Origin of the sequence: Cellulomonas sp. T2.31MG-18, from assembly GCF_964266755.1 — a bacterium.
Taxonomy (GTDB): Bacteria; Actinomycetota; Actinomycetes; order Actinomycetales; family Cellulomonadaceae; genus Cellulomonas.
Genome location: NZ_CAXWGW010000003.1, coordinates 494,340 through 513,857 on the forward strand (window position 1 = coordinate 494,340; position 19,518 = coordinate 513,857).

17 protein-coding genes are annotated in these 19,518 nt (G+C 70.2%); 6 read left to right on the forward strand and 11 right to left on the reverse strand.

From position 1 onward, the window contains the following. Positions 1-95 precede the first annotated feature (95 nt). The gene (locus ACFQTY_RS14480; protein WP_378101670.1) at positions 96-434 is read left to right on the forward strand and encodes a transposase; all 339 of its coding nucleotides are present in this window, start codon (positions 96-98) and stop codon (positions 432-434) included. A 450-nt stretch (positions 435-884) separates the two neighbouring features. On the opposite strand, the gene ACFQTY_RS14485 is transcribed toward ACFQTY_RS14480, so the two are convergent. Together ACFQTY_RS14485 and ACFQTY_RS14490 are read right to left on the reverse strand one after the other, a co-directional pair. Then, positions 885-2,279: a hypothetical protein gene (locus ACFQTY_RS14485; RefSeq protein WP_378101672.1), complete on the reverse strand. Its 1,395-nt coding sequence runs from the start codon at positions 2,277-2,279 to the stop codon at positions 885-887. Then, positions 2,276-2,701 (reverse strand): hypothetical protein, encoded by a 426-nt coding sequence (locus tag ACFQTY_RS14490; protein WP_378101674.1) that lies wholly within the window; start codon positions 2,699-2,701, stop codon positions 2,276-2,278. Before ACFQTY_RS14490 ends, ACFQTY_RS14485 begins: the two co-directional genes overlap by 4 nt. Before the next feature lie 474 nt (positions 2,702-3,175). Between ACFQTY_RS14490 and mobF the strand changes: the two genes are divergently transcribed. Together mobF and ACFQTY_RS14500 are read left to right on the forward strand one after the other, a co-directional pair. Beyond that, positions 3,176-6,730, forward strand: coding sequence for a MobF family relaxase (mobF, locus tag ACFQTY_RS14495; RefSeq protein WP_378101676.1), 3,555 nt, complete (start codon positions 3,176-3,178; stop codon positions 6,728-6,730). Positions 6,731-6,742: 12 nt separating this feature from the next. Continuing rightward, complete coding sequence (locus ACFQTY_RS14500) at positions 6,743-7,120, forward strand: hypothetical protein (protein ID WP_378101677.1); 378 nt, start codon at positions 6,743-6,745, stop codon at positions 7,118-7,120. Positions 7,121-7,921: 801 nt separating this feature from the next. On the opposite strand, the gene ACFQTY_RS14505 is transcribed toward ACFQTY_RS14500, so the two are convergent. Further along, the gene (locus ACFQTY_RS14505) at positions 7,922-8,449 is read right to left on the reverse strand and encodes an SLATT domain-containing protein (RefSeq protein WP_378101680.1); all 528 of its coding nucleotides are present in this window, start codon (positions 8,447-8,449) and stop codon (positions 7,922-7,924) included. Between the two features lie 529 nt (positions 8,450-8,978). After that, positions 8,979-10,145, reverse strand: a complete 1,167-nt coding sequence (locus ACFQTY_RS14510; RefSeq protein WP_378101683.1) for a cyclic GMP-AMP synthase DncV-like nucleotidyltransferase — start codon at positions 10,143-10,145, stop codon at positions 8,979-8,981. Positions 10,146-10,563: 418 nt separating this feature from the next. On the opposite strand from ACFQTY_RS14510, the gene ACFQTY_RS14515 reads away from it, so the two are divergent. The 3 genes from ACFQTY_RS14515 to ACFQTY_RS14525 all read left to right on the forward strand — a co-directional run bounded on the left by ACFQTY_RS14515 (position 10,564) and on the right by ACFQTY_RS14525 (position 14,362). After that, entirely contained in the window at positions 10,564-11,625 is a 1,062-nt protein-coding gene (locus ACFQTY_RS14515; protein ID WP_378101833.1) for a tyrosine-type recombinase/integrase, read from the forward strand. A 17-nt stretch (positions 11,626-11,642) separates the two neighbouring features. Beyond that, entirely contained in the window at positions 11,643-11,993 is a 351-nt protein-coding gene (locus ACFQTY_RS14520) for a helix-turn-helix domain-containing protein (protein ID WP_378101685.1), read from the forward strand. Positions 11,994-12,496: 503 nt separating this feature from the next. Then, positions 12,497-14,362, forward strand: coding sequence for a hypothetical protein (locus ACFQTY_RS14525; RefSeq protein WP_378101687.1), 1,866 nt, complete (start codon positions 12,497-12,499; stop codon positions 14,360-14,362). Between the two features lie 97 nt (positions 14,363-14,459). Here the strand turns inward: ACFQTY_RS14525 and ACFQTY_RS14530 are convergent, their stop codons facing one another. The 7 genes from ACFQTY_RS14530 to ACFQTY_RS14560 all read right to left on the reverse strand — a co-directional run bounded on the left by ACFQTY_RS14530 (position 14,460) and on the right by ACFQTY_RS14560 (position 19,517). Next, complete coding sequence (locus ACFQTY_RS14530; protein WP_378101689.1) at positions 14,460-14,795, reverse strand: YnfA family protein; 336 nt, start codon at positions 14,793-14,795, stop codon at positions 14,460-14,462. A 50-nt stretch (positions 14,796-14,845) separates the two neighbouring features. Next, positions 14,846-16,804 (reverse strand): heavy metal translocating P-type ATPase, encoded by a 1,959-nt coding sequence (locus ACFQTY_RS14535; protein ID WP_378101691.1) that lies wholly within the window; start codon positions 16,802-16,804, stop codon positions 14,846-14,848. Further along, positions 16,801-17,202: an ArsR/SmtB family transcription factor gene (locus ACFQTY_RS14540; RefSeq protein WP_378101693.1), complete on the reverse strand. Its 402-nt coding sequence runs from the start codon at positions 17,200-17,202 to the stop codon at positions 16,801-16,803. Before ACFQTY_RS14540 ends, ACFQTY_RS14535 begins: the two co-directional genes overlap by 4 nt. A gap of 161 nt (positions 17,203-17,363) precedes the next feature. Then, positions 17,364-18,395: a cation diffusion facilitator family transporter gene (locus ACFQTY_RS14545; protein WP_378101695.1), complete on the reverse strand. Its 1,032-nt coding sequence runs from the start codon at positions 18,393-18,395 to the stop codon at positions 17,364-17,366. After that, on the reverse strand, positions 18,334-18,642 hold the full coding sequence (locus ACFQTY_RS14550; RefSeq protein ID WP_378101698.1) for a zf-TFIIB domain-containing protein: 309 nt from the start codon (positions 18,640-18,642) through the stop codon (positions 18,334-18,336). Before ACFQTY_RS14550 ends, ACFQTY_RS14545 begins: the two co-directional genes overlap by 62 nt. Further along, positions 18,639-19,088: an ArsR/SmtB family transcription factor gene (locus ACFQTY_RS14555; protein WP_378101700.1), complete on the reverse strand. Its 450-nt coding sequence runs from the start codon at positions 19,086-19,088 to the stop codon at positions 18,639-18,641. The genes ACFQTY_RS14550 and ACFQTY_RS14555 overlap by 4 nt, the downstream gene beginning before the upstream one ends. Positions 19,089-19,232: 144 nt before the next feature. Then, positions 19,233-19,517: a hypothetical protein gene (locus tag ACFQTY_RS14560; RefSeq protein ID WP_378101702.1), complete on the reverse strand. Its 285-nt coding sequence runs from the start codon at positions 19,515-19,517 to the stop codon at positions 19,233-19,235. Between the last annotated feature and the right edge of the window lies 1 nt (position 19,518).

The following is a 19,518-nucleotide window of genomic DNA, read 5'->3' on the forward strand; positions in this document are numbered from 1 at the left end:
GCACTCGCCCGCGGTCTGTCCCGCCCGCGGTCCAGGCCTGGGGGACTGGTTGACACTCCGTCTGTGGGACGAGGTCCCGCTGGAAGGATGTCGCTGTGCCTAAGAAGTTCCCGCTCGAGTTCAAGCGTGACGTCGTGCGGGTTGCCCGCCGCGGCGATCTGACGCACGCCGAGGTCGCCTCCGACTTCGACATCTCCGTGGAGTCGGTGCGGCGCTGGGTGCGCCAGGCCGACGTCGACGACGGCATCGTGCTGGGCCAGACCAGCAGACACTCGCTACTGCGACCATGGTCTGGTGGGGCGACGAAGGTTAGGCTTCGGGACGGTTGCGCAGACCGCGCCCGGGCGATGGCGCGCCCGCTACGCCATCGTTGGTGCAGTCCCCCAGCGGTGGGTGAACGCCGGCGCGACCTTCGCCACGAAGAAGGATGCTGAGCTCTGGCTCGCGTGACAGCGGACCGAGCTCGCCGACGGTGTCTTGCGACCCAAGGCCCTCGCCTCCGAGGTCAGGCCGGGCTCCTCGGCGTCGGCCCCGGAGTTCCTGCGGATGCGGGTGCTGGTTCTCCCCCGCTACGAGCCCAGGCTCGCCGCCGGGATCAAAGCGGTCACCTTCACCCTGCCGTGCTTCACCTCGTTGATCCCGCACCTGGCCACCGCCAGGGTCGACCTGAAGCTGCCAGCTGTCTTCGTCGCGGTCGGCGCCCGTCGGCTCGTTCCTCGGCGCCCGACTTACCGGCAGGTTGGTCTCCGGCCCCGTCCTCATGCAGATCTTCGGGATCCCCATCGTGGTGATGACAGCAGTGAAGATGGCCACTCTCCTGGCCTGTTGAGCACAGGGAGCCGGCCGGTTCGACGGTAACGTGCGGGCGCTCCACGCTCCGAAGGTCAGGGACGCCCTTCGAACTCGGCCGCCCGGAAGAGCGCCGGCGGATCGTAGGCTGCCGCTCGCGCGACCGGTACCGCGTACGGCGCGATGGGGTCGGTGACCGCGCCGATGGAATCGTAGAGCTGCACGGTCTGCGCGATGCGGGCGGTGGTCGCCGGGATCCGGCGTGCGCCGCTCAGTTTCGCAGCGGCAGCGGCGGGATCCTCGCTGAGGGTTTCGCCGTCAAGGAGCCGGGTTGGGATGTGGATCAGCTGCGAACGGGCGAGGGTCGCGAACGTCCTCTGGTTCAGGTGCGCGATCTGGGTCAGGACCTCGCAGGCGCCGTGCAGGGCGCCGAGCGTGTCCCGGGTCCGCGGGTCCGAGATGGTCATCGTGTGCGCGCGGCGGTGGAGCGGCACGATCTCGGTGAGGATCTGGCGGGCGGCGAGGATGTCGACACGGATCGCGGGTTCCGGCGGGCCCGGAGCGAGGTAGTCGTCCAGATCGATCATGAGGCGTTGGAACGCTCGTGCGCTCGCGACCAGGCGGTTTGACGAGGAGCTGGAGTCACGGAAGTCGATGCCGTGGGCATGGGCGGTGTGCATGTGGGTTGCCATGCCCAGGCCGGCCAGGTCGTGCAACGTGACGATGGAGTAGTCCGGGGTCGCGTCGGCGAGCCGCCAGGCGGCGCGCCGGAGGCGGAGCATGCGGTCGCCTAGCTCGATGACGGGGTCGCCTTCACGCACGGGGTAGATGTTGGTGGTGACGTCGCGTAGGCCCCGTCCCCCGTCGTGCGGTGACGCAAGCTCATGCATCCGGCGCGTCAGGGACTTTGCCCTTGACCGGTCCGGTAGCCACTGGTTCACCTGCTGCCAGGGGATGTCGCGGTGTCGGCAGGCGGCGCCGATGGCCGAGTCGGTATTCAGCGTCAGGTCGGTCAGTGAGGCAATGAACGCAAGGGCGCCGCGGCGCTGCACCGGGTCCATCACCAGCGCCGCTTGCTCCGAGCGCGGTTCGTCACGGGGACCTAGATGCGTGGCGAGCAGGTCGGTGGCGGCCCCGAGTTTGACCGCTGCGTCGTGCCAGGGGTGGTCGAACGCCGGATCCGGGTACGGCATCCAGACGGGTCGCTGGGCGAGTGGGCCCAGGCTGGCGAAGAGGTCCGCCGCGATCCGGTCCAGGTCGCCGCCGTCGGGCCCACCTCGACCCGCGGGCCGCAGTTCGCGCGTACGCATCCTGGCCGGGTCGAGCAGCCACCAGGAGTGCGAGCGCAGGGCGGCCAGCAGGTCGTAGTACTCCCCGACGGTGTTCTGCGCTTGAGTGGCGTCGCGGAAGCCGCGGCGCATCACCTGCAGGAGGCCGGTGTGGATGTCGACCCCGGCGCGCCCGACCAGGTCACCGTAGGTCGCCCTCACGGCCGCGCGTCCATCAGCACGTCGCGAGCCATACGCACCTTCGAGCCGATCCGTCGAGCGAGCTGACGGTCGCCCGGCGAAGGATCCGCCGCGGCAATCGGGCCCAGCCGGCGGAGTGCACCGTCCAGCAGGCCAACGATCACCGAGCACGTGGCAGGCACGTCCAGTGCTGGCCCCACAGGCCCCAGGTCGACGGCGACGGCCGTCGTCGGTACTTCGGGGTGCGCCCAGGTGACCTCCTCGCGCGCCTCGCCGGTGTCCATCGCGGCAAAGGCGAGCTCGGCGCCCACGTCGGGCGGCAGCTGCAAGGACAGCCGGAAGGTGGCCTTGGTCGCGGCAAACAACAGCGACCAGACCCCCGCCCAGTCGTCCTCGACGTGCTCGAGCACCGCCGCAGCGCCCGTCGACCACGTGTACGTCATCCTGACCTCCGGTCCTGTTGGCCCCACCGTCACTCGGCTTCGGCCCCACGCACCCGACGGGGCCGGATCTGTGGACGAGCGACTCCCCCATAAGCGGGTGTGCGGATCCGGCGAAACACGCGACGCCCCAAGGCACTTCGCGGGGTCATCACGACGCCCGCGACCCGTGAGCGGAACCAGTCGGCGTCGCCCACTGACACTCCTCGCGAACCCCCGCCCGACCCCTGTACCCATCCCGTCCCGACCCGCTGACGCCCTCCACCGCTCCACCCCCGCCCACCGCGGCCCACCGCCAACCGAACCTCCTCTCCGTCACTGACCCGCCTCGCTCCCCTGCCATCAACCCGCTAGACACCTCTGGCACCCGGGCTTGCGGTCGGGCTGTCGCCGTCGCGTGTTTCGCCAGATCCGCACTCCCGCTTCTATGGGGACGCGCGGACCCGGCCGGCCCGGGGTGGGTGGTCGGAGGTGGTGATGACGATGCACCGGCTGTCGGCCGGCGCGGGGTACCGGTACCTGCTGCGGCAGGTCGCCACCGGTGACTGCCAGCGCACGGGGCCGGCGCCTGTGACGGCGTACTACCTGGAGTCGGGCAACCCGCCCGGCCGCTGGCTCGGCCGCGGCCTGCCCGGCCTGACCGATCCCGGAGGCGATCGACCGGCACTGGTCGCCGGCGCCATCGTGGAGGAGCTCGGAATGTCACGACTGTTCGCGCATGGGCTCAACCCGCTGACCGGTGCGGCGTTGGGCCGCCCCTACCGGGCCTTCGTCTCCCCCTCCGACCGGGTCACCGCCCAGGTGAAGGCCCTGCCCGCGGACATGTCACCGGCGGCCCGGCAGGCGGCGTTGGAGGCGATCACCCGGGTCGAGCTGGGCCGGGACACCGCTCCGGTGGTGGCGGGGTTCGACCTGACGTTCACCGTGATGAAGTCCGTCTCCACCCTGTGGGCGGTGGCCGACGACACCACGCGGCAGGCGGTCACCGACGCGCACACCGCCGCGGTCGAGCAGGCCATGGGCTTCTTGCAGGACCGTGCCCTGTACCTCCGGACCGGGCACGGCGGCTGCCGGCAGGAACCGACCCAGGGGTGCCTGGCGGTCGCGTTCGACCACTGGGACTCCCGCGCCGGCGACCCGAACCTGCACACCCACGTGGTCCTGGCCAACAAGGTCCAAGGCGCCGACGGGGCGTGGCGGTCGGTGGACTCCCGCGCGCTGCACCACGCCGTCGTCGCGGTCTCCGAGGCCTACAACGCGTTCCTTGCCGACGAGCTGTCCCGCCGCCTGCCCGTGCGCTGGGGCTGGCGGTCCCGGGGCGCGCACCGGTCGGTGGGGTTCGAGCTGGACGGGGTCAGCAAGGAGCTGATGGCCGCGTTCTCCCAACGCACCTCCCAGATCGACCAGGCCATGACCGTCGCGGTGGCCGGGTTCGCCGCCGGGCACGGGCGGGCACCGAACCGCATCGAGATCACCCGGCTGCGCCAGCACGTCACCCGCACCACCCGCCCCGCCAAGACCGTGACACCGCTACGCGACCTGCTGCACCGCTGGCGTCACCGCGCCACCGATGTCACCGGAATGTCACCGCACGACCTGACCGCGGCCGTCCTGCGTCACTCCCAGGTGCGACCCGTGCGGGCCGCAGCGATCCCGCGGGTGGTGGTCGAGGAGCTGGCCGGGCAGGTGCTGGCCGGGGTGCGAGAACGGCGCTCGACCTGGACCCGGTGGAACGTGTTCTCCGAAGCCGCCCGCGTCACCCGGGCCCTGATCGCCGCGTCCCCGCGCGACCGTCTCGCAGTCCTGGACCTGGTCACCGACACGGTCCTGTCCCGCTGCATCAGCCTGGAAGCCCCCGCCGTGCTGCAGGCCACCGGCCGGTACGCCGGCCGCGAGGGAGCCACCGTGTTCGACCGGCCCGACGAGCACACGTTCACCGACACGGTCATCCTCGACGCCGAGACCCGCCTCCTGAACGCCGCCACCGACACCAGCGCCCCCACCGCCCCCGTGTTCGACGACGCCCTCACCCTCCCCGGCACCACCGGTGACCGCCTCGCCGACGACCAGACGGAGGCGGTCGCCGCGATCGCCGGGTCAGGCCGCCTGGTCGACCTGCTCGTCGGGCCGGCCGGGTCGGGCAAGACCACCACGCTGGCCGCCGTCCGCACCGTCTGGGAACGGACCCACGGGCGCGGATCTGTGATCGGGCTCGCGCCCTCCTCAACCGCAGCGGCCAACCTCGCCGCCGCCCTCGGGATCAGCTGCGAGAACACCGCCAAGTGGCTGCACGAGTCCACCGGCCCCGGCGCCAGCACCCGGGCCGCCGTCATCGACCAGCTGGCCCAGCTACGCAGTCGCACCAGCGGGGGCAACCTGACCCGGCTCCGGACTATCGACACCGCCCTGGCCGACTACCACCACCACCAGACGCACTGGACCCTGCACCCGGACCAGCTGCTCATCGTCGACGAGGCCTCCCTGGCCGGGACCCTCGCCCTGGACGAGCTGACTCGGCAGGCCGCCAGAGCTGGGGCCAAGGTGCTCTTGGTCGGGGACCACGCCCAGCTGTCCGCGGTCGAGGCCGGCGGCGCGTTCGGACTGCTCGCCACCCGCACTGGCGGGGCCCGGCTGCGCAGCCTGTGGCGGTTCACCCACCCCTGGGAAGCCGCCGCCACCACAGCCCTTCGCGACGGCAACCCCCGCATCCTCGACACCTACCAAGAGGCCGGACGGATCCACGCCGGCCCGGGGGAATCCATGCTCGAGGAGGCCTACACCGCCTGGTCCGCCGACGTCGCGGCCGGATACGCCACCGTCCTGCTCGCCCCCGACACCGCCACCGTCACCGCACTGAACACCCGCGCCCACAACGACCGCGTCCAGGACGGCCTCGTCGCACCCGGCGGCCTGACCACCCGCACCGGGACCACGATCGGCGTCGGCGACCGGATCGTCACCCGCCTCAATAACCGGCACCTGGCCGCCCCCGGCGGGTACGTGCGCAACGGGGACCTGTGGGACGTCCAACACGTCCACCCCGACGGGTCCCTCACCGTGGCCGCCGCACGCACCCGGCTGGCCCGCCGCGGCGTCGTCGGCACCGCCGGCTCGCAGCACACCACCCCGGTCGAGCTGCCGGCGGCGTATGTCGCCGACCACGTCGAGCTAGCCTACGCCACCACCACGCACCGCGCCCAAGGCATCACCGTCGACCGGGCGCACGTGCTCACCCACGCCGGCATGAGCCGGGAGAACCTCTACGTCGCCATGACCCGCGGACGCGACACCAACCACCTCTACGTCGCCACCGACACCCTCGACACCGACTGCGACACCCTGCCCGACCCGCACGCCGCCCTCGACGCCCACGACATCCTCACCCGCATCCTGACCACCACCGGCGCCGAACAGTCCGCCACCGCTATCACCGCCGCCCGGCAAGACGACGCGACGTCCCTGCGACGGCTCGAACCGATCGCCCGCACCCTGTACGCCGACGCCGCCCAAGCCCGATGGACCCACAAGCTCACCAACCTCGGGATGCCGACCGCAGCCCTCGACGGGCTGACCCGCTCTCCCGACGCAGGACGGGCATTCGTTGCGCTCGACACCCTCACCCTGCTGGCCGCCGACCCGGACGCCGTCATCGGCGGCCTCATCACCGAGCTGGATCCGCACGCCGAGCCAGGATCTGCCCTGCTTGCCGGTGCTCGGGCCTACCTGAACCGACACGGCGAAGGCGGCGAAGTCTGCGCTGTCCCCAGCACCGCCGGGCTCGACCCGGCCGGGCGCGACCTGCTCGCCCAGGTCAACCAGCTCCTCGACGAGCGAATGCAGGCGCTGACCGACACCGCCCTGCAGACCCACCCCCGCTGGCTGGACCGACTCGGGCCAGAACCCCAGAACGCAGCCGCGCACGCCGCCTGGCTCGCCGAGATCACCACCACCGCCGCCCACCAGGACCGACTCCGGACCGCAACCGCCAACCGCGGCGCCGGCCCCGGATCAACCCCAACCATGTCGCGCTAGGAGGCAACCGCCATGGCCGAACCCGACGGCTTCTACCCGCCACCGCGCCTCACGCAGCCCCGGCAACCACCCGTCGTCTTCGCCTGGTCCGCCCAGACACCCAACGACGAACACCTCTTCCTCGAAGAACTCGACCTTTGGGTGCTCTGGCTCGCCGACCGCTACCGACTCGACCACCGCACCGTGCCCGACTGCTGGCACCAACACCCCGAACTCATCGAAGAGCTCTCCGCCCTGCACCTGTCCTGGCAAGGCTCCTTCGCGACCACCGCACCCCACGACGCCCCCCTGCTCTGGCACGAACGATTCGCCCTCGCCCGCGCTCGCATCAGCGACTGGGTCGCCCGCCTCGGATGCCGACCGGGATACCACCGCGCCTCTGATAGATGAACCTGGCATGAAGAAGCCGTTGTCGGCCGCCGACGTACTGCAGTAGGTAATTGCACCCGCCGGCCTGTTCCCCCGACTTTCGGGGACCGCCGAACAGCGTCTGAAGCATCCCGCGCGGTGAAATTCCGCATATTGCCTTCACTGCGCGACCCAACGCCTTATCGGACCGAGTCGCCCGCCCGCGCCGCGACGGCGTGGTCAGTCTCGGAATCGCCAGCGTGCGCCTGGATGACCCCGGCTCGTGAGGGCCGCACCCCACGTGTGGTGATCGGATGACGTCGGCTGGATCGCTCCCCTCGCACGACACGGCGCGAAAGGTGTCCGCGGCTGACCTCGCGCGACGGGATGACCCCACGCGGTTTCTTCGCGGGGGTCTCCCGGTCGCGCGCGGACTGCCGCGGGGTTCGTCGGCGATGGGCGGTCATGGATCACCGCGCTCGCGCTACCAGCCGATCGCCCCGGAGAAGCCTGCCCCGCGTCGTCGAACTGCGCAGACGTCACCGGCCCCGTCCCAAGTTCCAGCACCGTCGTGGTCGGTGGCATCCAGGTCCACCTGCCTCAGCGGCGCGCTCTCCAGCCTGCTGCAGAGCGCGGCCGCGTCGGGGATCAGGGTGACAGGGACAGGGTGGCGCAGCTACGACCAGCAGATCGCACTGCGCAAACAGAACTGTGGAGGCGACATCTGGAACGCGGCGGCACATCTGCACGGCCGCACGGAGCTTCGCAAGCCATGACATCGGTCCAGCGGCTGAATTCCCAAACCACGTCGCCGGGAGGAGGCCTCCTGGGAAGCGGACGGAGTCAGTGCTGGTCCGACTCATGGTCAAAGTGCCCGGCTTCGATCTTCGCGCGGGCGCGCTCGAACGCTCGATCGGATATGCCGGGCGATTCGCTGTCTATCCGGGACTTCTCCGTGGCAATGACATCGACAATGGAGCGCCACTTCGACGGGTCAGGGTCGAAGGCCGGAGACAAGTCCAAGCGAACCGCCTCGCGGGCCTTGACTCGCAGAGCTCCCAGTTTCCTTGCGGCGTCTAGATGACGCTTCTCTGTGTCCCTCGGTTGGAGGAAGGTCAACAGCCCGGACGTGATTGCTGCAATTACCGCCGCGATCCCGGTCAAGACCGGTGCGATCTTGGCAACAACGGTCGCAGCTGCGATACTGGCCGCAACAGTTGAGGTCAAGCCCAGCCATAAGTTGACCCGATGCAGATCGTGGGCGTGGGCGAAGTGGGCCTTCTCCGTCCACAGGACGTCTTCAGCGATGTCTTCGAGTTCGCGCCGTACCGCATCCCGGAGTCGGTCGACGCTGTCACTCGGTGCTGCCATTGCTTCCTCGATTCGGTCGGCCCACTCGGCTAAATGTGCAGCGATCAAGGGGGGGACGCGCCACAGCCGGCCTCACCTAAGGCCACTCGTTTGGTCCGGGAGTGACCGGCGGGCACGGTACGGGTGAAGCACCTGGGACTGTGCGTCTTCGTCGAGTTGATCGGCCCCGTCACCGAACCAAAGGCCGGTCGCTCGCCACAACTCGTAGAAGATCAGCCACTCGCTCGTCCACGGGACGATAGAGTCGACGAACAGCATCCCGGGGTGAAAATCGCCGAACTTCGAGACGCATAGGCTTCCATCTTCGTAGACGTGCGGCAGCAGACCGTCTCCGTTGGGAACCAGCTCGGGGTCTTGAACGTAGATCGATGGCATCTTGGCGGGGCCCGCTTCGAGGCGCACGATGTATTCGCTGCACGTCGGAGCCGGACGCACGGCGCATTCCCAGACCAGACGTTGCGCCGACAAACGGATCGCACCTCTTGGGAATGCTCGGCTGAGAGACAGAGCCTGGAGAGGCAAGTTGACGTCAGTTCGACGTGGGGCCGCCGGCGAAGCCATGGCTCCTCACGGGGCGCGACGCAGTGGAGGCGAGGCCAGAAGCTCCAGTCCCGAGGGCGCCGCCCTCGTACATGCGAAGGGTGCCGTCTCGCCGTGAACTACCGAGGAGGTCCGCCAGCCCACGGCTTGCCCCGCTGGCAAACCGGCTGCCGAACGCGCCTTCGAGCAGCGGGATAGTGTGCTGCAATCCAGACGTCGCCTCCAGTTGTGCGAACGCCTCCCGTGCAGCGGTAAGCCACTCGAAGAGGTGCTCCGCGCGTTCGGGTTCCGCTGCCCACGCGTCCGTGAAGTTCTCGTCCGGCTGGGCGGGGTTCCGCAGGACCCACGTGCCGTCGATCCGCTCCAGGTGGCCGTCCATGTCGAGGACCACCTGACGAAGCGCGTCGTACAGGTCGGCTCCTCCGGCATAGGCGTGCGCTGCGAGGGTCGTGATCACGATGGAGGACGGGCGGTCGTGAAGTCGATCCTCGAAGTACACGTCGCGGTGCCGCTTGAGCGCCTGAACTACCCGCTGCAGCGGCGCGCGCCGTCGCCACTCTGGTACCGGTTGGACCTCAAGGCGCTTGGCCTCAACCCTGTGGCCCAACTCAGCGACCTGGGTACGGCCACTGAACCAGCGGCTGTAGCCGACGGGGTTCGACGCGAGCCAGGAGCGAACGTCCCTATCAGTGATCAGCAGCGCCTCCCCTGAGGCGTCGTCGCCAGGGATGGCCGGGAGGATGTCCATGTGCATGTCCGGCCAGGTCAGCGTCCAGCACCGGGAACTCTCCTCGACTTCGGGAAAGTCACTGACGGGCCGACGCGCGTATGTCCGCACCGCGTCTCCCACTTCGTCCTTGAGTTGCTCTTGCGTGATGGCGCCCCGAGTGATGTCGCGTAGAGCGACGATGTCGATGTCGATGTCGTCGTCACGCTGGATGTTGCGAACGACCGTCCCGAGCCTGAAGGAACCTTGCGGGAAGACCGCGTTGCTACCGCAGGTTGGTGCCCATCGTGCGTCGAGGACGGTGGCCAGTTCCTCGTAGCGCTGCACGGCCCGGTCATGGTCGGACTGGGTGATGTCGAGCGCTGCAAGGCCCTCGTCGAGCAGGTGGGTCAGCCCGCCCAGTGCGGGCGGTGCGGCGAGTTGCGTCATGGCGAGGTTCCCTTTGCGAATCGGATGGCGGCGCGTCGGATCGCCTGCATCCCGGCTCACGGTTCGACGTGGCGTGACGGTGAATCACGTGACTGCAACTACACGCTTGTACTTCTCACACACTACTACTTGGGTCTGACACACGCGCGGACCACGACATCTAGTAGTTGGCGACGTTCGCCGCTTCGAACAGCTGGAACCCGAGCAGCGGGCACCTGGGACGGGGCGGCTGGTCGCCCTTCCGCGGGCGCGGGGCGGGTCTCTTGAGACGCGTCGACCGGGGGCGTTGGACGACGGACGGCGCTCGCAATCGTGCATCTGATGAGTGATACGGTCATCGGATCACGACGGTCTGGGGTGGAGTTGGATGCGAGCTGATCGATCGGTTCGGGGGGTGGTGGCTGGCTCGGCGGTGTCGGTGTTGGCGTCCGGGGTGTCGTTCCTCGCCCCGGAGGAGGCGGTCTTGGAGGCGATGCTGGCGGGCTGGGTCGCGCAGCAGACGTCGCGCCTCCTGGCGGCGACGACGATCGAGCAGCGGGTGTTGTTGGTGCGCCGGCTGGTCGCGTTCACCAACGCCTACCCGTGGACGTGGACCCCGGGCGATGTCGAGGAGTGGACGACGGCGTTGGTCGGCCGGGGGCTGGCGCACTCGACGCTGCGCAACTACCAGATGGCGGTGCAGCTGTTCTGCGGGTACGTGACCGATCGTCGGTACGGCTGGGACGAGGTGTGTGAGCAGCGGTTCGGCACCCACCCGGTGCAGGTGTTCCACGAGTGGAACACCGCCGTGCACCGCGACCAGAGCGAGGCCCGGCCCGGGAACCGTCCACTCAGCCGCCAGGAGCTGCAGAGGTTCTTCGACTACTGCGACGAGCGGGTGGCGACGGTGGGTAGGTCCGGGCGCAAGGGCTGGTTGGCGGCGTTTCGTGACGCGGCGTTGTTCAAGACGGTGTACGCCTTCGGGCTGCGTCGCCGGGAGGTGGCGATGCTGGACCTGGCCGACTTGTCGCCCAACCCGCACGCCGAGCAGTTCGGCCGGTACGGCGCGGTCTCGGTCCGCTACGGCAAGGCGATGAAGGGCGGCACGCCGCGCCGGCGCACCGTGCTGACCACGATGGGGTGGGCCGCCGAGACTCTCGCCGAGTGGGTCGAGGAGATTCGCCCGGGCTACGCCTCCGCGTCGACGACGTTGTGGCCGACCGAGCGGGGCGCGGCGATCTCGACCGATCACATCAACGCCCGGTTCGCGGCCTACCGCGACCAGTGCGGTCTGCCGGGCGAGCTGGGACCGCACTGCCTGCGCCACTCCTACATCACCCACCTGATCGAGGACGGGTTCGACCACCTGTTCGTCCAGCAGCAGGTCGGCCACTCGTGGGGGTCGACGACGGCCGGGTACACCACGGTCGGCTCGGACTACAAGAACCAGGCGCTGCGCCGGGCATTGAGCCGGGCGTTCACCGATCCGGCTATGCCGTGACAGACAGGAGCACCGCGATGACGCCCGCCCGCAAGTTGGGATACGCCTGGCACCTGAGGCTGCGGATGGCCGAACAGAACATGTTCGCTACCACCGACCTGGTCCCGCTGCTGGCCGAGCGCGGCGTGGTGCTGTCGGCCGCGCAGGTCTACCGCCTGGTCACCCAGACCCCCGAACGCCTGAGCCTGCGCACCTTGATGGCCCTGTGCGACATCCTGGCCTGCAGCCCCAATGACCTGATCGAACCGGTCGCTGCGACCCGCCGGTCCCGGGCAACCGGCACCCGCGGACCAGCAGTGACCGGGCCCGCGGACGGCGGGCGGGGACGGGTTCCGCGGCGAGCCGAGATCCACCGCGACCGTGAGTGATCCGCCCTGCGCCGGCTGCGGGCGGCAAGTCAAGCTCAAAGGCTACGGCCCGCACGGACGCATCTGCACGGCGTGCGTGGCCCGCGCCCACCAGGGCATGTGCGCTACGTGCGGTCGACACCGCAAGCTCGTGGGCCGCAATGGCGATGGCGCGCCGTGGTGCGACGCCTGCTACCGCACGGTGGCCGCGGCTTGGCTGGCCGCCCGGCGCCGTGCCGTGATCCTGGCCGCCGTCGCGGCGGCCGAACCGGCGTTGGGCGAAGCCGCCGTCGTTCGGGTCATCGACCAGATGGCCGAAGGACGGCGGTTGGGACAGCTCGCCGACCACCTGTGCACCCACCCCGGCGTCCTGGCCACCGGCCCGACCAGCCTGCCGCCGGTCCTGGACCGGTTCGTCGGCGCCTTGGTCGCGGCGGGGCGCGCAGGCGATCAGGTCGATCCACCCGACCTGCCGGGACTGCGGGCGGACCCGACCCGCGCACCAGCAGCTCCCCGGCGGCGCAGTGATCTGCTCCGCGTGCTACGCCCGACGCACCAGTACGCAGATGTGTGCCGGGTGCGGTCAGCGGCGGCGCCCTTACGCGTGCGACCAGGCCGGTCACCCGCGCTGCCGCGGCTGCACCGACCGGCTCCGCGCAAAGGCGAAACGGACCGAGGCGCTCGAGCAGCTCACGTACGCGCTGGCCGGGCAGGTGTCACTGGACCGCGCCCAAGTCGCCGACGTCCTGGCGACCGTGGCGCCCAGCGTGCGCGATCTGTGGGTCCTGGCCGGACTGCTCGCAGAACACCGCCTGACCGACCCCGGGCTCCCGTTCCTCGTGGCCCGGCTCGTCATCGCGTTGCGCACCGCGGGCGCTGACCTGCCCTGGCCCTCGTGCCAGTTCTGCCAGCAGCCCTGTGGCAGCGACGCGAGCGTGTACGGCCTTCGGATTCGGTGTCGGGCCTGCGCGCGGCACTGCCCCAAGTGCGCCAGACCCGCACGGGGCGAGGATGAACGCGTGTGCGGACGGTGCCGGCGCGACGCTCACCGGCGTCGGGGCACGTGCACGGGCTGCAACGAGCCGGACCGGGTCCTCGACAACCGGGGGTGGTGCCGTTGGTGTCGGGAGCGCGCGGCGCGCCGCTGCGCCGACTGCCACCAGAACCGGCACCTGACCACGCTCGCCGGACAGCAGCTGTGCGGCCCGTGCGCGCTGGGGCGGACCGTCGACGGGCTGCTGGCCGACCACCCGCCCGGAGCCCTGCACGCTCTGCGTGCGCCGATCCTGGCCGCCGAGCCCATGACCACCCGCCGCTGGCTGCGCCGACCAGCGATCACCTCGCTGCTCACCGCGCTCGACTCCGGGCAGTTGCCACTGACCCACGCCACCATGGACGCCCAACCCCCAACCAGGGCCGTCGAGCACCTGCGCGACCTCCTGCTCGCCACCGGCGCGCTGGACCCCGACCGGGGCCGACTCATCGACCGACTCCAGCAGGACAGCGACCAGATCTTGGCCGCCCTGGACGTCAACGACGCACGGATCGTGCGCAGCTGGCTGCGCTGGCAGGTCCTACCGCGCCTGCGCCACCACCAGGCGGGGACCGTCGACATCGACATCGACATCGACATCGGCGCCGCCGTCGCCAACGCGCGTCGCACCCTACGCTCCGTCATCGCGTTCCTGGCCACCGTCGAAGCCACCCACCGCACCCTGGCGAGCATCCACCAGGGCGACATCGACAGCTGGTTCGCCAGCCCCCGCACCCGACCCCACCAGGTCAGGCCATTCCTGACCTGGGCCAGGCGCACCCGAGTGCTGCCTCCGGCGATCATCCTGTCGCCATCGTCCAGCGGCCGAAGCGACCTGCACACCGATCCCGAACGGCGGTGGACCATCGCCCGCCGCCTGGTCCGAGACGACACCCTCGACACCGCCGACCGCGTCGCCGGCGCCCTCGTCGTCCTCTACGCCCAACCCCTGGTGCGCATCTGCGCGCTGACCACCAGGGACATCGCCACCGATGGCACCATCGTGACCGTACGCCTCGGCGGCGACCGACTCGAGCTCCCCGAACCCTTCGCGACCCTGATCCAGTCGCTACCTTCGCGTCGACGCGAAGGCGTCGCCGAGCAGCTCCCCGGCGACTGGCTGTTCCCGGGTCAGCGCGCCGGACGCCACCTCACTGCCGCGAGCATTGGACGCCGGCTGCGCACCATCGGCATCGAACCGCGCCGGACCCGGCTGGCCGCCCTCGACCAGCTCAGCACCGAGATCCCGCCAGCCATGCTCGCCGGGGTCCTGGGCCTCAGAACCTCTCACGTGGTCCGGCACACCACCCGTGCCGGCGGCGACTGGGCGCACTACGCAGCCGACCGGGCGACGTGACTGCCGCGAGCTGAGTTGTGCCTGTCTGGTCGGTTCGCCTTCGGTTGGCGACGCGCCAGACGATGCCTCCGGTCGCGGCTATCGGCGAGAAAGCTGGTCAGGCCCCTCGGGGGGCATACATGATGACCGCGACCCCCACGAGGCAGACCGCCGCGCCGATGACGTCGTAGCGGTCGGGACGAAACCCGTCGACCACCATTCCCCAGGTCAGCGACCTGGCCAAGAACACACCGCCGTACGCGGCCAGGATGCGGCCGAAGTTCGCGTCGGCCTGCAGCGTTGCGACGAAGCCGTACAGGCCGAGCGCGATCACCCCGGCGCCCACCCACAGCAGGCCGCGGTGTTCGCGCACGCCCTGCCACACGAGCCAGGCGCCACCGATCTCGGCGATCGCGGCCAGGACGAACAGGGCGACGGGCCTGGCGATCGGCATGGCCGAGAGCCTAGACGGCCCGACAAAGGCTGCCTGGGTGGGATCGGCTTCTATCGGGCCATCGCAGGCTGCGGGTTCGATGTGCTGGTCGCGGCGCTCGTGGTGTGCAGGTTCGTGGTGCGTCCGGCGCGCACGCCGTTGGCGATGACGACGACCTCGGCGAGCTCGTGGATCAGGACGACGGCGGCCAGCCCCAGCGCCCCGGCCACGGCCAGCGGGATCAAGATGGCGATGAGGGCGAGGGACAGCCCGACGTTCTGCAGCATGATGCGCCGGGCTCGTCGGGCATGGGCGAGTGCCTGGGGCAGGGCGCGCAGGTCCGTACCCATCAGGGCGACGTCCGCGGTCTCCAGTGCGACGTCGGAGCCCATCGCGCCCATCGCGATGCCGAGGTTCGCGGTGGCCAGGGCAGGGGCGTCGTTGACGCCGTCGCCGACCATCCCTGTTGGCGCCGTGGTGCGCAGCGCGGCGACCAGGGTGGACTTGTCCTCGGGGCGCAGCTCGGCGTGGACGTCGGTGATGCCGGCCTGGGCGGCTACGGCCTGCGCGGTGGCGGTGTTGTCGCCGGTGAGCATCGTGACGGTGTAGCCCTGGCGGTGCAGCTCGGCGACGACGGCGGACGCCTCGGGGCGCAGCTCGTCGCGCACCGCGATCGCGCCGATCACCTGCCCGTCATCCTCGACCAGGACCGCGGTGGCCCCGGCCTCCTGCATCCGCTGCACCTCGTCGGTCAGGTCCCCGGTCTCGATCCAGCCGGGTCGGCCCAGCCTCGCCAGGCGCCCGTCGATGGTGCCGGTCAGGCCGGCGCCGGGAACCGCCTGGACGTCTGCGGCGTCGGGCACGGTGCTGACCGCGGCGAGGATCGCCCTGGCAAGGGGATGTTCGCTGCGGGCCTCCAGGGCGGCGGCCAGGGCAAGAACCTGCTCGCGGGTGTGTCCGGTGGTGGTGGCGACCTCGACGACGGCGGGTGCGTTGGCTGTCAGGGTGCCGGTCTTGTCCAGGGCGATCGTGCGGATGGCGCCGAGCGTCTCCAGGGCGGCGCCGCCCTTGATGAGCACCCCGAACCGGCTGGCCGCCCCCACGGCGGAGACGACTGAGACCGGTACGGAGATGGCCAGGGCGCACGGGGATGCGGCCACCAGGACGACCAGCGCGCGCTGGATCCACAGGCCCGGGTCGCCCAGCAGGGAGCCGATGACCGCGATGAGGGTGGCGACGATCATGATGGCGGGCACGAGCGGCTTGGCGACCCGGTCGGCGAGGCGCTGGGTGGTGCCCTTGCGGGACTGCTCGGCCTCGACGATGTGCACAATTCGCGCCAGGGAGTTGTTCTCTGAGGTGGTGGTGACCTCGATCTCCAGGGCCCCGGTGCCGTTGATGGACCCCGCGTACACCTGGGTGCCGGGTCCGGCTTCGACGGGGATGGACTCACCGGTGATGGCCGAGACGTCCAAGGTGGTGCGCCCGGTACGGATGGTGCCGTCGGTGGCCAGCCGCTCGCCGGGCTTGACGAGCATCGCGTCGCCCACGACAAGGTCGGCCGGGTCGATGACCTGCTCGATCCCGTCGCGTCGGACCGTGGCGGTCTCGGGCACCAGGGAGAGCAGGGCGCGCAGGCCGCGGCGGGTCTTGGCCAGGGAGTACTCCTCCAGCCCCTCGCTCAACGAGAACAGGAAGGCGAGCGTCGCGGCCTCGGCGAACTCGCCGAGGACCACCGCTCCCACGGCGGCGATCGTCATCAGGGTGCCGACGCCGATCTTGCCCCGCGCCAGCTTCTTCAGGGTCTCGGGCACGAAGGTGCTCGCCCCGACCACGAGGGCGGCAATGTTCAGGCCCAGCGCCCACCCATCCTGACCGCCCAGTCCCAGCACGAAGGCGACGGCCAGCAGCGCGCCAGCCAGGATGCCAGCGCGGATCTCGCGCACACCCCAGATGCTGGTCACCTCGTCGTCATCGTCGTCCTCGACCGCGCCGGTAGTGGTCTGGTCGGCGCAGCAGGCGTCGCTCATCGGGTGCTCTCCTCGAGTGTGTCGTCGTTCGTCGTGATCAAGGTCCGGGCGCCGGTCTGGCCCAGCCCGTAGGTGGGGCACAGCTCGACCGCGTGCCCGGTCGCGTCCAGCAGCCGCTCGGCCGCCGCGAGGACCGCGAGAAGCTCCGGTGCCGTCGTCAGGAAGAACATCGACGCCCGACCCTGCGGGCGCGAGTCGACCAGGCCGCACTCCTTCAGGCAGGCAAGGTGCGCACTGACTGTGCTCTGCGCCAGGCCGATGTGATCGGTCAGATCACGCACCCGGTGCTCGCCGTTGGTCAGATGCTGCAGGACGGCCAACCGCGCCGGGTCGGACAAGGAGTGGAACAACGCCGCCGCTGGCGCCAACGCCGCCGCCCCGCCAGCAGACGGCTCCACGCGAGTCGCATCGTTTCCGCCAGTTGTGATCGTCACATGACGATACTAGCAGGCAACTCTAATGCTGCGTCCGGGCATGCCGCCGACGGGCGGATCGTCCTACCGGGTGAGGTCCCGGCAGTCGAATGGCCGGCGGGCACGAGCTTGCAGGCGCGCGCCGGTCAGAAGCCGACAGGTGCCTCGACGTGATCTGCGGGTTCGAGCTGGATGGTGGGGTGGGTGACGGCGTACTTCTCGGTGAGGATCCGACGTGTCCGGTCCAACACGCGGTGCCAGGTGGCGTCGTCTTCGACCACGATGTGCACGGTCGCGGCCTCCATCCCGCTGGTCAGCGTCCAGATGTGCAGGTCGTGGACCTCCCGGACCCCAGGCAGGGCGGCGAGCTCGGCGGTGGCTGCGTTGACGTCGATGCCGCGGGGCGCGACCTCCATGAGGATCCGCAGGGCCTGGCGCATCAGGTTCCAGGTGCGAGGCAGGATCAGCAGCCCGATCCCGACCGCGACGATCGCGTCGATGTAGCGGAACCCGGTCACGGTGATGATGATGGCGCCGACGATGACCCCGATGGAGCCGAGCATGTCGGAGAGCACTTCCAGGTAGGCGCCCTTGAGGTTCAGGCTCTCCTTGGACCCGGCCGTCAGCAGCCAGAAGGAGATGATGTTGACGACCAGGCCGATCGAGGCGACCACCAGCATCGGAATGCCGGCGACCTCGGGTGGGTTCCGGAAGCGTTGCACCGCTTCGTAGAGCACGTAGAACCCGACCCCGAACAACAGCAGCCCGTTGATCACGGCGGCAAGGACCTCGAGTCGGTAGGTGCCGTAGGTCCGCCCGCCGGCTGCCGGGCGCTTCGCCAGCTGGATCGCGGCCAACGCCATCCCGAGGCCCAGGACGTCGGTCCCCATGTGGGCGGCGTCGCTGATCAGGGCGAGCGACCCCGTGGTGAGGCCGGCGACGACCTCCACGACGGCATAGCCCGCCGTCAGGGCGAAGGCGATCGCCAGCGGCCGCTGGTGCCGGGAGCCTGCGCTGCCGATCCGCGGGCCGTGCGCGTGCCCGTCGCCGTTGGTGGGCGGATTGCTGTCATCGCAGGGGCCATTGTCCGTGCCGGGATCGGTTGTCATCGGATCGTCAGTCGAACAACTCGCCGAGGAAGCCGCCCGGGCGACGCTTCCGCTCGGACCCGTGTCCACTCTTGCGCTCTTCACGTCCACGGTCCTCGTACTCGCGCCGCTCGGGGGCCTGCGGGACGGCGGAACGGGACGAGCCGTAGTACGCGCTCTCAGCCTCCGTGAGGCGTTCAAGCTCACCTCGGTCCAGGAAGATGCCCCGGCAGCCGGTGCACTGATCGATGATCACCCCGTTGCGCTCGTACTGGCGCATGTCCGAGCCACACTTTGGGCACGTGAGCGTCGTGGACAGCTGCTGGTCCTGCGTCATGCAAGAGCCTCTCTGCTTGCGGCGGCGGCTGACGAGGGCTCGTCGGTCCGGACCGCCCGCGCCGCGGGCGCGTGTCCGAGGTGGGTCAGGGCGACGTCCAGCAGGATGCGGACGTGCCCATCGGCGAGTCGGTAGAACGCCGATCGCCCGCTGCGCCGCACGACCACGACCCGGTGCGCACGGAGTAGCCGCAGAGCGTGACTGACCCCCGACTCACTTTGGCCTGTCACTGCCGCCAGGTCATGCACGCACACCTCGCCGCCCTCCAGGAGTGTGATCAGCAGCCGCACCCGGCCGGGGTCACCCAACAACCCAAAGACCGCCGCCAGGTTCTCCACAGTCAACTCGGGTGGCAGCGCGCGGGTCAGGGACGCAATCCGCTCCGACCCGGACCCGGGCGCACACGAGTGCTCGCCCTCTGTCGCCTGAGCCCGTTCACTGAACATCTGAACAAACTATCAGACAATTGAGCAAGCTGGTGTTGTGAACCTAGGCCTCGTCCCCGGCAACCGGCACCTGCTCTCACAAGCGTCAGCCATGTGAACGAGCGCTCCGAGGAGACGGCCGTGCTGTCGCCATCCTGAAGCCGATCACATCGCTGTATCGAGATCGCTGACACCCGCCAGGGTTCCCACCGCGACGCAAGCACCGCTCTGGGCCCACAGCATCTCAATGGCGGGATTCGCACAGGTGGGAGAGAGCTCACGGCGTTCGAATATGCCTTCTCCGCCACCTGAGTAGGTGGTGAACCGGGCTGCGACGGTGAGCATCTGGGCCCACTTCTCTGAGTGGACAAGGTCGGCGACGGCGTCGACCAGCTGAGCGTGCAGGGCGGTGAGCTTCTCCTCGGTGGACGGACCGCCGGTGGCGCGCATG

Coding starts and splice junctions, on each gene's coding strand:
- ACFQTY_RS14510 (WP_378101683.1), bottom strand. CDS start 10,145: ATGACGCAACTCGCCGCACCGCCCGCACTGGGCGGGCTGACCCACCTG.
- ACFQTY_RS14520 (WP_378101685.1), top strand. CDS start 11,643: ATGACGCCCGCCCGCAAGTTGGGATACGCCTGGCACCTGAGGCTGCGG.
- ACFQTY_RS14500 (WP_378101677.1), top strand. CDS start 6,743: ATGGCCGAACCCGACGGCTTCTACCCGCCACCGCGCCTCACGCAGCCC.
- ACFQTY_RS14550 (WP_378101698.1), bottom strand. CDS start 18,642: ATGACGCAGGACCAGCAGCTGTCCACGACGCTCACGTGCCCAAAGTGT.
- mobF (WP_378101676.1), top strand. CDS start 3,176: ATGACGATGCACCGGCTGTCGGCCGGCGCGGGGTACCGGTACCTGCTG.
- ACFQTY_RS14505 (WP_378101680.1), bottom strand. CDS start 8,449: ATGGCAGCACCGAGTGACAGCGTCGACCGACTCCGGGATGCGGTACGG.
- ACFQTY_RS14560 (WP_378101702.1), bottom strand. CDS start 19,517: ATGCGCGCCACCGGCGGTCCGTCCACCGAGGAGAAGCTCACCGCCCTG.
- ACFQTY_RS14535 (WP_378101691.1), bottom strand. CDS start 16,804: ATGAGCGACGCCTGCTGCGCCGACCAGACCACTACCGGCGCGGTCGAG.
- ACFQTY_RS14530 (WP_378101689.1), bottom strand. CDS start 14,795: ATGCCGATCGCCAGGCCCGTCGCCCTGTTCGTCCTGGCCGCGATCGCC.
- ACFQTY_RS14555 (WP_378101700.1), bottom strand. CDS start 19,088: ATGTTCAGTGAACGGGCTCAGGCGACAGAGGGCGAGCACTCGTGTGCG.
- ACFQTY_RS14490 (WP_378101674.1), bottom strand. CDS start 2,701: ATGACGTACACGTGGTCGACGGGCGCTGCGGCGGTGCTCGAGCACGTC.